At 36.9% G+C, this 16,210-nt stretch carries 15 protein-coding genes; 3 read left to right on the top strand and 12 right to left on the bottom strand.

The genetic code is table 11. From position 1 onward, the window contains the following. Positions 1–28: 28 nt before the first annotated feature. From AC3QLY_RS04005 to AC3QLY_RS04060, 12 genes are all read right to left on the bottom strand, one after another. The gene (locus AC3QLY_RS04005; RefSeq protein WP_218331078.1) at positions 29–916 is read right to left on the bottom strand and encodes a FecR family protein; all 888 of its coding nucleotides are present in this window, start codon (positions 914–916) and stop codon (positions 29–31) included. A gap of 55 nt (positions 917–971) precedes the next feature. Then, positions 972–1,577 (bottom strand): RNA polymerase sigma factor, encoded by a 606-nt coding sequence (locus AC3QLY_RS04010; protein WP_074419613.1) that lies wholly within the window; start codon positions 1,575–1,577, stop codon positions 972–974. A 148-nt stretch (positions 1,578–1,725) separates the two neighbouring features. Next, positions 1,726–2,772 (bottom strand): DUF6588 family protein, encoded by a 1,047-nt coding sequence (locus AC3QLY_RS04015; protein ID WP_074419614.1) that lies wholly within the window; start codon positions 2,770–2,772, stop codon positions 1,726–1,728. 214 nt (positions 2,773–2,986) lie between these two features. After that, on the bottom strand, positions 2,987–4,117 hold the full coding sequence (locus tag AC3QLY_RS04020; RefSeq protein WP_074419615.1) for a TIGR03364 family FAD-dependent oxidoreductase: 1,131 nt from the start codon (positions 4,115–4,117) through the stop codon (positions 2,987–2,989). Beyond that, positions 4,110–5,390 (bottom strand): DUF5690 family protein, encoded by a 1,281-nt coding sequence (locus tag AC3QLY_RS04025; protein ID WP_218331077.1) that lies wholly within the window; start codon positions 5,388–5,390, stop codon positions 4,110–4,112. Before AC3QLY_RS04025 ends, AC3QLY_RS04020 begins: the two co-directional genes overlap by 8 nt. Further along, the gene (locus AC3QLY_RS04030; RefSeq protein ID WP_218331076.1) at positions 5,384–6,070 is read right to left on the bottom strand and encodes an HAD hydrolase-like protein; all 687 of its coding nucleotides are present in this window, start codon (positions 6,068–6,070) and stop codon (positions 5,384–5,386) included. The genes AC3QLY_RS04025 and AC3QLY_RS04030 overlap by 7 nt, the downstream gene beginning before the upstream one ends. A 1-nt stretch (position 6,071) precedes the next feature. Continuing rightward, positions 6,072–6,659: an HD domain-containing protein gene (locus AC3QLY_RS04035; protein ID WP_074419667.1), complete on the bottom strand. Its 588-nt coding sequence runs from the start codon at positions 6,657–6,659 to the stop codon at positions 6,072–6,074. A 5-nt stretch (positions 6,660–6,664) separates the two neighbouring features. Further along, complete coding sequence (locus tag AC3QLY_RS04040) at positions 6,665–7,750, bottom strand: alkaline phosphatase family protein (protein WP_074419668.1); 1,086 nt, start codon at positions 7,748–7,750, stop codon at positions 6,665–6,667. Between the two features lie 46 nt (positions 7,751–7,796). Beyond that, a complete protein-coding gene (locus tag AC3QLY_RS04045) occupies positions 7,797–8,615 on the bottom strand; it encodes a glycerophosphodiester phosphodiesterase family protein (RefSeq protein WP_074419669.1) in 819 nt (272 codons plus the stop codon). A gap of 34 nt (positions 8,616–8,649) precedes the next feature. After that, positions 8,650–10,260, bottom strand: coding sequence for a SusD/RagB family nutrient-binding outer membrane lipoprotein (locus AC3QLY_RS04050; RefSeq protein WP_218331075.1), 1,611 nt, complete (start codon positions 10,258–10,260; stop codon positions 8,650–8,652). A gap of 17 nt (positions 10,261–10,277) precedes the next feature. After that, positions 10,278–13,589 carry a SusC/RagA family TonB-linked outer membrane protein gene (locus AC3QLY_RS04055; RefSeq protein ID WP_074420516.1) on the bottom strand — a complete coding sequence of 1,104 codons (3,312 nt, stop codon included), beginning with the start codon at positions 13,587–13,589 and terminating at the stop codon, positions 10,278–10,280. A gap of 167 nt (positions 13,590–13,756) precedes the next feature. Then, on the bottom strand, positions 13,757–14,332 hold the full coding sequence (locus tag AC3QLY_RS04060) for a helix-turn-helix domain-containing protein (protein ID WP_074418608.1): 576 nt from the start codon (positions 14,330–14,332) through the stop codon (positions 13,757–13,759). A gap of 188 nt (positions 14,333–14,520) precedes the next feature. On the opposite strand from AC3QLY_RS04060, the gene AC3QLY_RS04065 reads away from it, so the two are divergent. From AC3QLY_RS04065 to AC3QLY_RS04075, 3 genes are all read left to right on the top strand, one after another. After that, complete coding sequence (locus AC3QLY_RS04065) at positions 14,521–14,862, top strand: hypothetical protein (protein ID WP_492990698.1); 342 nt, start codon at positions 14,521–14,523, stop codon at positions 14,860–14,862. 107 nt (positions 14,863–14,969) lie between these two features. Then, positions 14,970–15,881 carry a hypothetical protein gene (locus tag AC3QLY_RS04070; protein WP_218331073.1) on the top strand — a complete coding sequence of 304 codons (912 nt, stop codon included), beginning with the start codon at positions 14,970–14,972 and terminating at the stop codon, positions 15,879–15,881. Positions 15,882–15,901: 20 nt separating this feature from the next. Next, positions 15,902–16,210 (top strand): YHS domain-containing protein, encoded by a 309-nt coding sequence (locus AC3QLY_RS04075; protein WP_218331072.1) that lies wholly within the window; start codon positions 15,902–15,904, stop codon positions 16,208–16,210.

Here is a 16,210-nt window from a genome sequence, read left to right on the forward strand (position 1 = left end):
AATACAATCGTTTTAAAAATTAAAATGCTTATTGTTTGGGATATATATAAATGGTGTTTCCTTTCATTTCAATATTTACATTCATGGCAACAGATATTACCTTAATAAAATCCTGAATGCTTTTTGCTGTAAGATCTCCGGTTAAAAATTTTGTTGTAATAAGTTTTGCATCAATCACAGTGTGGTATCCATAATTATCCTGTATCATCTCGGCAATATCAGTAATGCTGGTATGCTCAAAATGATATTCATTAAATTGCCAGCTACTTCTAAAGCGCACATTATTATCAGACGCTACACTCATTTTTTTATCTTTTGTTACAATAGCAACCTGTCCCGGAGTAATTTTCGTGAGTACTTTATTTTTGTCGGTAATTAATTGTATAGACCCTTCCTCTAATGAAATCACTGATTTATCTCTGCGGTCTTTTATATTAAAAATAGTTCCCAAAACCTCAACATTGGTTTGTGGCGTATGCACAATAAAATTCTGTTTTGTTACTGTTTTTTTTCGAACATGAAACCAAGCTTCCCCTTTTATCCATACCTCTCGTTGCGCATCATCAGCCCAAACTGCCGGAATTTTTAAAGTTGAATTTGCATTCATCATTACTTCAGTACTATCGGGCAAAACAATTCTTTTCATTTCACCAAAACCGGTTTGAACAATAGCATACTGTTCAGTACTATGCAAATTTTGATTCACAAAAAAATAAGTAAGGGTAACTAAAAGAAAAAAACTTGCAGCGATAAGAATGTGCTTCAGCATAGGATAAATGGATCGAAGCTGCTGACCGGTTATTCTATTTTCGATAGATGACCAGTTGGCATTTCGCTGAGCTTCAGTTGAAGGCTTGTGTCTGAATTGAAAAGGAAAATTTTCGCCACTATTTTCTTCCCAAAAATTATCGGGCATAGCAATCTTTTAGTGTAAGACACTCGATTTTATTTTTTATACCCTTTTTTTAGGATTAATTTTTCACAAACTGAAAAAGAAAAGATAATGAAATGAGGGTAGATAACATTTTAGCATCTCGAAGCTTATGCAGTGCTTTTTGCGTGAGATTTGAAACGGACTGATAATTAATTCCCATAATTTCAGCAATTTGCTGATTGTCCATATTTTCGAAATAACGAAGGTAAATTACCTCTTTTTGCCTTTTTGGCAGCTGATTTAAAAGAATTGAAATTTTTTGTTGCAGTATAAAATCACTTTCTTTTTTTACAATAATTTCTTCCGGAGAAAATTCAATATTGGGTTGTTGAAAGAATTGTATTTTAATATTTTTTAATTTTAAATCGCGAAAATAATTTAAAATCTGCTTTCGCAAAGCAGCATAAAAATATGGCTTTACCTGCTGTATGGAATGAAGTGACTTTTTTTTGACCCATAATTTCACAAACAAATCCTGCACTGCTTCGTTTGAAAGGGTCTCATCATCCAGCAACTTCAAGGCATACGCATACAACCCTTCGAACAAATGATGATGCAGTGCTTTAAATGCATGCACATCACCTTCTCTGGCTGCCCTCCACCATTGCAATAATTGTTCGTTATTATGACTATCCTGCAGCATTACAGGATAAAAGTAACTATTCTCTATTTATAAAACCGATACGTGGGTATAATCAATATTAAATGCCATTGTATTATTCAAGCCCATCCATTTCAATTTCAAAAAATTTTAACTCTACTTAAATTTTACAAATAAATACCGGCTTTCATTACCTAAATGCAAATGCCACCCCTGCACCAATACCATTGTATTTGGCAAAAGTATAGTCGGCATAAATTTTTAGAATAAATAAATTGAAACGAACCCCCCATGTATTTGAAATACCGGATGCTGTATACGACATTGCCAATGGATCGGTAGCATTAATGGTAACAGTGTTATTCGGCGGTGGAAAATTGGTATTTAGTGTAGCCTGATACGTACCATTTACATTGATATTAGATTTACCCGAATTATAACCTATAGCTGTGTAAATTTCTAAAAATGAAAATTTTACAGATGCAATGGCCTGAACAGTATAGGCAGAGATATCATACTTCAAATCTGCATTATTGCTTCGAACAGAACCGGAATTGGTTAAATTAGGATAATAATCGGCTGAAAGGTGGTTATAGGCAGCCAAAGCCGACAAATGCAGAAATGGCACTTTTTTAAGAAATGGCAGGTAATTAGAAAATTCATGCTGCAAGCCTATGCCAAAAATGCCCATTGAAACATTACTTAAATCTGTTTTTGGGAAGTAACGCACTTTTAAATCGGTATGCTTAAAAATACCAATGCCCACCTGTGCTACCGGCAGTGGAACAGATACCGGCAAAAATGAAATATTCTTTTTAAAATCGTTTCCTATACCGGTTGGGGTTGTAAAATCGGTGTACGCCTGCTGTCCGTTTTCGGTAACATTTACATGAATGCTTTGTGATGAGCTGCCTCCCATAAACGTGGGCAGACTGGCGCTCGTTGCACCGCCATTTAATTTAAAGGTTGAATAATCAGCATTATTAAATGTAAAATTTTGTTTATCGGTTGGCACTACAGCAGCCTGTAAACTAACGGAAAGATCAAAACCCAATAGTTTATGAGCCCTTGCCGTACTATACCAGCCGCGATTCATATTGTAAATTTCTCCTTCGCCAAAAGGTTGTAAATAATTGCCAACAAATTTATTGGCATCGGCAATGGCCGCAGCAACACCTTGTGCATGAGATGGCAACATAGCAATAACGGTAATAAATAGCAGGGCTATCTTTTTCATATCAACACATTTAAAATTTAAAAATAGTGTTTATTTGATACAGCAAATGAAAGCGCTAAAATAGTTCAACAGCAATAAATATCATGATAAACATACTACAAATTGATGATTATTGATATTTTTTATGCAAATAACATGAAAAAGAGAAATTCAAGCTGTATTATGCTGCTTGAAAGAGAAAAATATTTTATAAAACAATAAAAATTTCTTAAGGCTATACAATTTCGTTTATTTTCTCTTCAGCCAAACCAAACGAAAGGGTCATTCCTGCTCCGCCCAATCCATTTAAAACATATACACCCGGCAAGGCCTTAAAAAATACTTCGGTATCACCATTGGTCATTTTAGGATAAATGCCATTCCAGCTTTGCAATAATGTCCAGTTGGTACAATGAGCAAACTGTTGTAAATATTGTATTACCAGATTGTTTAAATGTGCAGCATCAAACGGATCGAGTGTTAAGCCATACTCATGTGTATCACCAACAGTAAGCTCGCCTTCATCATTTTGTGAAACCATTACATGAATACCCCATTTTAAATATTCGGGCATATCGTTTTCATATCTTGCCTTTAATTGTGGCAAAGAGGCGGCGGCTTTAAAGCTTTGGTAATGAATTAAAGATAATCCGCCACATAATGAAGTACCAATATGCATACCATCATTACCTGCACTATAACGAAGCATTTGTAACTTACACTTTGTAATAGCCAACGCCGCAAATGCCTCTGGAAACAAAGTTTCAAAATCGGCACCACTGCATACCATCACCAAATCGGCCTGCAGGGTTTCATTCCCCATCCATACTTTACCCGATTCTACCCGGTTCACGGCCTTGCTCCAAATAAACTGAACATCTAAATATTCTGATAAATAAACAGGTATGGTTGCAATAGCTTTACGTGGATCAACCACCATTTCAGTGGCACTGTATAAACCACCTAATAAACCCAATTCAACTACGCCTTCAAATTCCTCAATAATATCTTTTTTACGCATTAACTCTACCGGCCTCCCATTTTGATGAAAGGTATCAAATAATTCTTCCAGCACCTGCATTTCATCTTCATAATAAGCAACATGTAAACTGCCGGATTCTCTATACCATATATTGGTACTATCTGCCACTTCTTTCCAAATTTCCTTACTCCGCATGGCTCTGTTATACAATACACCATCGGGTTGCCCTACAGGCCAAACCATTCCAAAATTACGAATGGATGCACCAACTGCTTTTTCGCTACGTTCTATTACAGTAACGGAATATCCTTTTAAACTCAAAGCCCTTGCCGTTGCCAACCCAACAATACCGGCGCCAATTACAATTGCAGACTGATTAGGCATACACAATATTTATTTTATTATATTTCGATTTAAAATAGTACAAAGCAATGGCGGTAACTGCAACACCTATTACAGAAAAAATAATAACGCCGTTTCCGTACAGAACAGACCATTCCATATGTCCACTAAAAAATGTTTTGAGTATAATTACACCTACACTTCCTAAATATCCGAACGAATCGGCCACATACATTAAAAAACCTACATTACCCATATACCGATAAGTGGCAATCATTCTATCAAATAATATACAGTTAAAGGGAATATAGCCCACATACAAACCTAAACCCACCAGCGTCATCCAATACAATGGCGGTAAATGTTGATATAAGAAAAGCCAGGAACTGACACCGACTATCATAAAACCGGCAATAATTAAATAATGCGTTATAAAAAAAGCACGTGCATTGTTTTTAATAAATATCATACTGCTAATCAAAATCAGGACAATAATTGAAATGGGCGTTTCTGTTTCAGTAAATACGGCAGCATTTTTACCAAAACCCATTTCGCGGAACATATCTGCCGCAAAATTGTCACGGATATCACGAAACACCGTTAATATTACATATACTAATACCAATAGCACCAATCCGGTACTAAAATTTTTAAAAAAGATTTTTCTTTCTGCTTTGTTTAATGAAGCCCTGATAACGCGTTGTGCTTTATCTGCCTCTGTTGGCGGCGGAATTTTTTCTAATAACCATAACAGTATTATCATGGGTATAGCAAAAACCAATCCGGTTACAAAAGGCATCCATAATTCTTTAATGTGAAATTGCACCATCAAAGTTTTACCTACCGATTTTACAAAACCGGAGGAGAAAATAAAACTAACTGCTAATGCTGCTCCAATAAAGTCGGTTGCCTTTCTTCCTTCAACAAAGGAAAAAACAATTCCCCAGATAATTCCTAACGGGAAGCCATTGATGAATAAGAAAAGAATATTGTATGGTGCCGGCACAATGGCAAATAGCAAAAGTGCCAACCACGAAACACCTACTAACATTAATATTAACTTGCCTCTTCCAAAATGTTTAAGCTCGGCAATAAATTTAATACCATAAAACTTACTGAACATATAACCTAATACCTGACTAATTACTAATGCATCTTTATACGCCAATCCAAAAATTGCAGGCATATCATGATATGTACCGGCTGTAAAAGGCTTACGGAAGGCGTATACCGTTGCATAGGTAAGAAAAGTAATTACGGCAGCATATAAGGCTACAAAAAACTCCCGATGCTTTTTAATATAATTTACTACCATTGCGGTTGTATAATTCCCTTAAGTTCATTAAGTGAATGAATGATATAATCGGGAGCATAGGTACGCAGTTGCAACTCGGTATATGTGCCTGTTGTAGTGGCTATTACAATACCACATTCTGCATTTCGCCCTTCTAATACATCTACCTTCGTATCACCTACTTTTGCTATATTTTTAGCATCCTGCACACGGGTTTTTTCCATAATAGATTGTATCATATAGGGTGCCGGCCTGCCTTCGGGCACTTCATCGCTGCAAACTACACAAGCAATATCGGGATGATGATTCCAATGTAATCTGTTTAAAATTGCATCCGTAATAGGCCTGGTAAATCCGGTATCTAATGCAACCTGAATACCCAAACTATTTAACCAGGAAAAAATTTGTTCTGCGAAAGGCAATGGTTGTAAGGATGGTGTTGTTTCATAATAATGCACCATACGATTGGTAAAATCGGTATGAATAGATTCGATGCTATGGCCGGGCAATAAAGGTTGTTTATATTGGCGCAGAATAATTTCAATGGCTTCTATTTTCTTATACCCCATTACTTTATCTACATCATCCGGTTGCACGTTTAATCCTGCTGCCTGAAAAGCATCTCTAAAAGTTTGATTGATGTTGCCATGATCGGCTACAGTTGTTCCTGCAATATCGAAAACTACTAATTGAATGGGCATATTAATTTTGTTGTTTTAAGTGTTCTATGATGCGCTGCTGATAAGTTTCTAAATCGGGTAATGATTTGTTGGTTACTTTGGCCTGTTCATCCCAACGGCGTAGTGCTATATATAATGGAAACAAGGGATCTGCTTCAAAAGCTGCAGCTTCTTCAGGTAACATTACCCCTCCCTGAAATTGAAGGGTTTGTTTACTGGCTTCAGATAATTGTGCATAATATTCGGGATCTTTATAAGTTAGGTATCTTTTTGCATTTACATGCGATTCAATCAGTTTTGCAATTTTCAAAGAAAAACCCATTTCCAAAACATAGGCTGCACCTAATTTTTCGTGATCCACCAATCCAAAATTATCCATATGGCCGGCAGCACTCCCTTCGGGCATTATGTGTTCATATAAATGCCCAATATCATGAAAGAAAGCAGCCAATATTACCTCATCATCATACCCGCCTTCTTCAGCCAGTTGAGCGCATTGGCACATGTGCTCTAATTGTGAAACCGGCTCACCTATATAATCTTCATGCCCATATTTTTTATATAACTCAATTATTTCATGGGCCATTTGTTCAATTTGTTCTTTGTTCATGCCGTTTATTTTTGTAACAGTTGCTCAATTGGTTTTGCAACGGGATGATTGGCTGTAAAATGAAATCCCAACATAGCCGCAATAGTAGCAGCAATTTGTTCCTGATACAATTGCATGTGTGTTTTTACTTCTCCTTCCGGTGTAATATCCGGCCCCATTACCGCCATCCAAATTTGTGAAGATTCCGGAATACGTGAACCATGACTGCGCCAGTTATCTTTATTTACATCACCTCTTCCATGATCGCAGGTAACAATTAAAGTGGTTTTGTTACGATATACAGGATTGGATTGCAGATAGTTCCACAAATCGTGTATCATGGCATCTTCGGCATGTGCACTTTTTAAATACTGATCATACATTCCGCCATGTGCAAAATCATCGGTTTCATCGAAAGCAATATACAATACCTTTGGCTGATAAGCTTTCAGATATTCGCGGGCTGCCATATAAGTTAAAATATCCGGGCGCACACTCAAGGGCTGTGCCGTTAAAAACTGCATATCATTAATTAATGCTAAGTTACTGTTTTTAAAATGCAAGGTATCTGTATCTGAATTTACATAAATGCCACTCCGCCATTTATTTAAAATATAAGGAAACACATCCCAGGTAGAAAAGGCAGCCACTTTTCCGTTGAATCCCTTCTGCTTATTCAAAAACTCTAAAACATTTTCGTTTTTATTTTTGATTTTATCGTTTGAATTAACCGTTGTGTCTGGATAACCGGTCATTATTTCATTGTATCCCGGATATGAAAAATGGTAGCGGTTGGCTACGTTCATATCATTCTCATATAAACGGTTGCCATAAAGCCGTCCCCGTTGTTCAACAGTAGACCAAAGAAAAGGAAATAATTTAGCCCTGCTTTCAGCGGGTGTTACCGCTGTAAACTTTTCAGCTATATAGTCGCTGTCGTGCATATAGTTTTTGTCGGCCAATAAATAAGAATCTACCCCTTTAAATACTTCCTGCCAACGTAATCCGTCTAAGGTTACAATAACCACATTTTCAGTTTTACGTTGTGCCAATAACGGATTTGTACAAAAAACCGCTAATAAAATTGCCAAACAAATCATACTTCTTTTCATAAATGCGTTTTAAAGTTATTAAATATTAGCTATTCGTTCATTGAATTTATTCAAGCTCCATTTGCCTTTGAGTTATGTATTTCAATAGTTGTTGCGGGTGGTCGGTTTGTAAACCATCCACTCCCATTTTCAAAAATTTATCCCAAATTGCTGTTGATTCTTGTGGGCTTTCTACATCTAACCAAACCTTTACATGATTTACATGGGCTATTTTAATTAAGTTTTCATCATACAAATTATCTACAACAGCTACATGCATGGTTATAAAAAATTTATTTAATTTTTTTTCTGTTGAACTTGTTTTGGGTACGCTGGTAATGATAGGTACTTGTGGTGCTAACTTTTGCCATTCATGGTATTGTTGTAAGGTATTGGGATATACAATAATTTGATTTTGCATGCCTGCCTGTTGTATCATGTTCCATGCTTTTGCAACATTGGCATTTTTAAAATCAAGGTAAATATTGATTTTGTTTTTACAAAGTTGTAATACTTCTGAAAATAACGGGATAGTATATAATTGCCCATCTTTAGCCGTTGTATGTAAAGCTTTAATTTGTGCATAACCCAAACTGCTCACCGCACCTTTACCATTTGTTGTCCTGTCAACTGTTGCATCGTGCATGAGTATCATTACACTATCAATGGTTTCTCGTAAATCTATTTCAACATATTGCGCACCTGCCTCTATAGCTGCTTGAATTGCGGAAATGGTATTTTCAGGATAAAACACATGGTTACCTCTATGCGCTATTACAACAAAAGCAGTTGAGGAATGAGGTAGTGCCCCATTCCTCTTCTGCGCTTGAACAGAAAAACTACTACTAAAACCAACTACCAAAATCAGTACAATATATTGATACACATTTTTCACTTTTATCATTAATGCATCAAAAAAGTTATTTCAACAACCACATTTTTTGGTTCAAATCATCGGCTGAAAATTGCTGGCTTTGTAGTGCAGTTTTCCAGTTGGCGGCATTTTGTGCCTGTTCAGAAACCGGGTAAGCCCATCTGATTGGAATAATGCCATTGTTACCCACACCACTGCCCCCTTCAAAAGCTGGAACGCCTGTTCTGCGCCAATTGTAATATGCCTCATAGCCTGAATTTTGGAACATGGCAATATATTTTTGCAATACAATTTGTTGTATAGCAGTTGCCGGATTTGAAGAAAGTTGTACTGCAGGCTGTGCATAATAATTGGCAAAGTTGAACGAAACATTATAAGGTGTTACCTGTGTGGTTGATGTTTTACCCGGAGGAAGAAAGTAAGCATTAAAGCCGGGCTGTGTTACATCTATGCCATAAAATTTCATCGACTCAATGATGCCTGTTTTATAATAGCTTTCTGCATTTCCTGAAACCCAACCTCTTTCAATACCTTCGGCAATATTGAAGTTTTGTTCTTTAAAACCAACCAATACATCAGGTTCACCGGTAAAAGTTGAATAATATCTTTTACGGTTTGGAAAGGAGTATAAATTGGCAGAAGCATTACCATACATAATTGAAAGTGGTAAACCTGTGCTGGCACCCACAAAATATTGAAATTTAGCAGGCTGTAAGGTATCGCTTCCAACCAATGCCCATGCCGGTTCGCAGGTAACAAACACACGGGGATCGTTGATAGTGGTTAAAGCTTTTACATAAGTATCGGCCATGTTGTTACGCTGTGCAATAGAACCGAAATTGCTGGGATTGAAAGGATATTGCAAATAAGTAGCATCATATTTTGCTGCCATATCATCTGCCTGACTGGTGAAGATGGGGTACTTGGAAGGATTATTGACAATATTTGCAAACTGTGCAGCAACATTTAAAGTTGCATCTGATGTTTTTGAACTTAACTGAATCAACACCCTTAACTTAAAAGCATTGACCAATTTTTGCCATTTTGATAAATTGCCCTGATAAAACAAATCTTGTGAGGCAGATAATGTTTGATCGTTATTGGCAATTAATGTTGCAAAATGTGTATTGGCAGTATCTAACTGATTCAATATATAAGCAAACACCTGTTGTTGCTGGGTATATGACGGGGTAGGATTTGCGGAACCTTGTAAAGCCTGTGTTAATGGAACATCACCAAACAAAGAAGTAAGATTGTAAAAGTAATAAGCACGAATAAATCTGCCTACTGCTTCATAAGGGTTAACAGATGAAGCGCCTTTTACAACAGCCTCACGCTCCATTTGTACCACATTTTTCAGAACTAAGTAGGGGTCAAACGAACCATTGGTCCAAGAGTAAATATTATTTCCATAATAGTCGTAGTTATTACAGAAATACTGGTTCCAGTTGTGCACATTATTCCAGGAATTGAGGCCACCTAAAGAACCGGCACTGCCATTTCCGGCCATATCTGTTAATACCGTTCCTAAAATTAAGCCCGCAGGAACGCTGGTAGGTTTATTGGGGTCGGCCTGAAGTTCCTGAATTTTTTTAGTACAGGAAGCCAGCAGCAAAACACCCAATAAAAAAAGAGAAATATTTTTTATCTGTTTCATACAATTTGCTTTATGAATTAAAAGGATAGGTTTACATTAAAACCATAACTTCTGGTGGTAGGTGTTTGAAGACCGGAACCACTGTCTTGTGTATACTGGTCTACATCTAAATCTTTATACCGATTGGGGAAGAAGTACAGTAAATTTCTACCCACCAGTGAAACACTCGCTCCGCGTATAAATGAAGTAGGTTTCAGTTTGTTTGCCGGAATGTTATAAGTTAAAGTAACCTCTCTTAATTTAGCATACGTTTTCTTAATAATATCTAAATCGGGGATAGAAGCCATACGGGTAACAAAGGGCTGAACCTGGCTTTTGGTAGTATTTTGTGTTTCGGTTAAACTTTTCATATTATTAATTTGCCCGGTAATGGGGTCTAAACTAATTGGTGCTCCGGTTAAATTAACGCCTTGTCCGGTATAGGCTGCTATGTTGGCCTCATCAAAAGGTCTGGCTACACCAAATGCACCTGTTGCACTTTCAATATGTCTTCCACCCTGCAGTGTTTTTTTACGAACATAATCTTCCATTACACCTCCCACCATTCCATCAAACTGAAAGCGGAGGACAAAGTTTTTATAGCTGAAGGTATTGATGGCTGCCCATTGAAAATTGGGATCAGAGTGGCCATAAATTTTTTGTGCAGAAGAACCTAAATCTGAAAAACGCAAATAAAGGCCTGATGCAGGATCAATCACCATTTTACCATCGGGTGTACGCACAAAGGCATTACCGTAAACTAAATCAACCCGGGTACCATTTTTTGAATAGTTGTTTGGATTAGAATTGTTTACCCATTTTTTTACATAAGTAGATACATTGGCAACTACATTCCAACTAAAACCATTGGCATTGCTAATGGGGTTGGCATTCATGGTAAATTCCCATCCATCATTGGTATAAGCATTACCATTGGTTAAGAAACTAGAATAACCGGATGCTGCTGAAGTTCCCTGATTTACAATACCTGTATTCAGATAGTGATAATGGGTTACATCCAATCCTAATTTGTTATCTAAGAAGCGAATGTCTACACCAAATTCTGTAGCTTTTCGTTCAGCTGTTTGTATATTGGCACTTACTGTTTGGTTGGTATAGCTGGCACTATTGCTTAACTGATTGGTAAATGTTGGGCTTAAAGTATAAGGCTGTGAGAACTGATAACTAGGGCCGCCATAGGGAGAATACCAGTTGTAACCATAACCTGCTGCCGGTGTTGCACTAATATCGGGAGTAAAGAATGCATTAGTGCCTCCACTTTTACTTTCAGCATAAGAACCTCTTACTTTTAAGAAGGAAATGGCTCTTGGTAATTTAATGTAATCAGATAACACTGATGCCAGGTTAAATGATGGATAAAAATAGCTGTTGTTATTGGCAGGTAAAGCAGATGATTTATCAACCCTTCCTGTTACGTTGGCTATGAGGTAAGATTTATAACCCAGATCAACGGAATAATAAGCACTCAACACTTTCATTTGCGAATGGAATGTACTTCCTGTTAAAGGATACAATGAGTTTGAAAATGAGTAAATACCCGGAACATTCAAATAGTTGGTAGAAGTGAAGTTGGAGTTGAAATTAAAGCTACGCACTGTTCCTCCACCCAAAGCTTCCACATCTAAAAATCCGAATAAATTCTTTTTATAACGTACCTGACCATCCACATATGAATCGTATTGTCCTCTTCGGTCTTCTCTGTAATCGCCCATACGCAACTCTCTGCCATAAGCACCGGCAGAATAAGGCATTTTTTCAGAATTGAACATATCATAAGTTGAAACACTGGGCCTTAATTGAAATTCAAGATTTTTGGTGGGTTTATAGTTCAATGAAACATAACCATACATGTTGTTTTGATAGTGGCCTCTTAACCACTCATACGACATAAAGTAAGGGTTATTATATCGATAAAACTCTTCGTATTTTTGTTGAATACCTGCTAAACCCGGTTGCCAGTAATTTCGCATATCACTCATCGCCCAGTCTGCACCACCCCAAAGAATAATATTATAAATAATGCTGTTTGGACCATACTGTACATCCGGAATATTTGGAGTAGATTGTCGGCTGTAGTTAATGTAACTACTCAATGTTAATTTTGGATTGAAGTGTTGTGTAACACTTGCAGTTACATTAAAATTGTTTAACTGCGTGTTGGGTACAATCCCTTTTTGATAAGTATTACCTACAGAGAAACGTACATCTGTTTTTTCGGTAGAAGAAGAAATAGAAACGCTGTTACTGGAAAGCAATCCTGCCTGTATAAATTTTCGAAGGTTATCTTTACCACGGGCAATCCATGGTGTAGGCTGTACATGGCCAATATAAGTTGAGCCATCTGCAAAAGTTGTGGTATAATTTTGTGTAGGATCGTATGTACCATCGTACTGCGGCAATAACTGCCCTCTGAATTGAGGACCCCAAACATCATAATCATAATCGTTAACACCTACGCCAATGGCACCGCCGCCACGATAGTTAGCCGGACCGGAACCACCACCACCAAATGCATATTTACCATTATCACCGGGGCCATATAAATCCTGGTATTTCGGCAAAGCAATAAATCCTTTGTTAATCTGTGTGCTTGAATTAAAATCTACATGCAGGCCCTTGTTTTTAGAACCCTTTTTTGTAGTAATAATAATGGCGCCATTCTTTCCCTGAAAACCATATAAAGAGGCGGCATTAGGACCCTTTAAAATTGTAATCGTTTCAATATCATCGGGATTGATATTATAAGTATCCGACGTAAATGGTACCCCGTCAACAACATACATAGGCTGATCGTTGGCCCCATTCTCACCACGTATAATAATACCGGGTGAATGGCCAATTTCTGAATTGATATTAATGGCAAGACCTGCAGCGTTGCCTTTTAAAGCATTAATAGGATCGGCCTCTCTTGCTTTGGTAAGTTTGGTAGCATCAATAGTTTGTACTGCATAACCCAAACGCTTGGCTTCTTTTTTAATACCTGTAGCAGTAACAACTACCGCACTTAAATCGGCATTTTGCGGATTCAGTGCAATGGCAACGGCATCGCCATTGTGTACTACCAATCTTTTACTTTCAAACCCTACATAAGAAAACTCAATGACATCATTTTTTTCAACTGAAATGCTAAAATCACCATCCGCATTGGTAGTAGTGCCTCGATTGGTTTTTTTAACAGCAATGGAAACACCTTCAATAGGTGTTTGTGAAACCGCATCTACAACACGTCCTTTTAGCACCATACTCTGCGCCTGAACGGTAGAAGCAGTGAGCAGACCAACTGTTACAAACAACAGTAGCCTGAAAAATTTGGGGACAATTTGCTTCATAAACAATATGTTTAGTTATAAGGCAAAACTATCCGGCCAATGTTATGGAATTATTGCGGGAATATTAACAAATAGTAAAGTAATATTTAACAAAAGAAGCAAAATGAAGCATACAGTTAACCAATATTAAACTTTTATGAATTAATTGTTAACAACATCGGCAGGTATTATCCCTTTTGAAGAAAAAAATACACTACCAGCAACAATGCATCTTCCTTTCCGGTATTTACAGGATTATGTAGTTCTGTGGCATCAAAAAACAACGAATCGCCGGCTTCCATATCATAATTATCTTCACCAATGGTATAACACAAATTGCCTTGTAGTAAATATTTAAATTCAAATGCCTGCGTACTCACCGGCTGGCGCTGAGCACCGGGTTCTATACGCAACAAAACAAAATCTAAATGATACTCTTCAAAAGTAGCTGTGAATATGCGCTGGTAGTAAAAACCTACAGCGTTTTCTTTTTCAAAATATTGATATGCTGATTTCTTTTTAAAAATTACTTTACTGCCGGATTGAAGATTGATATTCTTAAAAAATTCGTTCAGGTCAACTTCAAGCCCTTTAATTAAATTCAGCAATACACTTAACGAAGGAATACTTCTGCTGTTTTCAACCTGACTTAACATACTTTTAGTGATACCCGCTTTTTCGGCCAATTCCTGCAGTGTAACATTTCTGTCTTTTCTAATTTCTTTTAATCGGTTACTGATTTGGATAATAATATCTTCCTGCATGACAATTATTTTAACCTGTGTTTGAATTTAAGGCTGTAATATATTTAATCCATTTTAAACAGTATTCCGCAAGTTGTACCACACATTATTTTATTGCATTACTTATTAAATTATGCTTAGCATCATAATTTTAGGTAGGTTTAATCATAATTTTGCCACTGATGTTGAAACCCCTGATCATAGTTTTCATGATAATTGGTATTGGAGCAGAAAGCTTTCAAACCAACTTAATTGAACTGTATTACAGACTAAATACTGCTGCCATTACACAGGAATACTGTGTTAATAAAAATAAACCACAAATGCATTGTAATGGCCAGTGCCATTTGGCCAAAGAGCTTAAAAAAGCGGCACAACCTGCCACTAATAGCAATAAAAGTTTTAAAACAATTGATTTATTTGCTTATCAGCATTACCCGCTTCATATAAATCACGCCTTTTATACTGCAACTTCATATTTTCTGTATGCAGCAACACTCAATAAAGGCGTTACTGTGCCTTTATTTCATCCACCTGCAATGCGGGCATAATTTTTCTGTTTTTTCTTTCAGCAATATTTGTAATGGTTTGTTTTACATGCAATGATGTACAACACAGTTACAACACTGCCTGTATTTCAATTTCTAAAAAAAGATTTATGTACAAAAAATACATTACAACAATTTTGTTTTTATGTATTACTGCATCATCATTTGCATGCGCTATTTGCGGGTGCGGCGGCAGTAATTTTTATTTGGGGTTAATGCCCCATTTCAGAACCAAATTTATTGGCATCCGATACCAGTATATGAACTACAATACGGTATTGGTAAACGATCCTACACAGTACAGTCATAACTATTACAATACTATACAGGTTTGGGGTGGGTTTAATGTAGCAAAGCGTTGGCAATTATTATATATTGTGCCAGTTCATTTCAACAAACAAATAGATGATGATGGTATTACCAATAAAAATGGTTTGGGCGATGCATCACTCATGGCAAATTATTTGTTGTTTCATAAAATAAAAACTTACGAACACAGAGCTGGCATTGAGCAACAGTTGTGGGTTGGCGGAGGTATAAAACTACCCACCGGCAAAATGGATGTAAATTTAAAAGACCCAAACATTACCGTAGCTGATGTAAATGCACAATTAGGTACCGGCAGTATTGATTTTATGTTGAACACCATGTACAATATTCGTATTGGCAACTGGGGCGTTAACTCCACCCTAACCTACAAAGCAAATACTGCAAAAAACGAATACCAGTTTGGCAACAAATTTACCGGCAGCGCCATTGGTTATTACAACATTTTGCTGAAGAAAATGAACATAATGCCCAATGCCGGTATGATGTACGAAAATACTGCAGCCAATACCCTCAGTAAAATGAGCGTAGCTGCTACCGGTGGTTATATTACCAGCGCCATGGCAGGAGTAGAAGTGGGTATTAAAAAAATGAATGTTGGCATTACTTGTATGGCCCCTGTAAGCCAGTATTATGCAGCAGGACAAACAAAATTAAATTGGAGAGGTGATGTACATGTAAGTTTTAGTTTTTAACTTTACCCAAAACGATGAATATGAAGCAATTAATTGTAGCAGCATCGGCTTTACTTTTTTTAGCAGCTTGTGCTAACAACAACGAGAAAACTGAAGTGAAAAAAGATACTGCCGCCGCCATGGCACCCATGCCTATGCAGGCTAAGTTTACCGCAGATATGGTAGATAACCAGCGCGACCCCTCTTGCGGCATGCCTGCCAGAGCAGGGTTAGAAGACACCGTGCATTATAAAGGCCACATAATTGGTTTTTGCAGTAAGGAATGTAAAGATGAATTTATGAAAGACCCCGAAAAAGGTTTAACTGCAGCAGATTTAAAGAAAAAATAA

It is taken from the genome of Hydrotalea sp. GW822-HT8A01 (assembly GCF_058798575.1).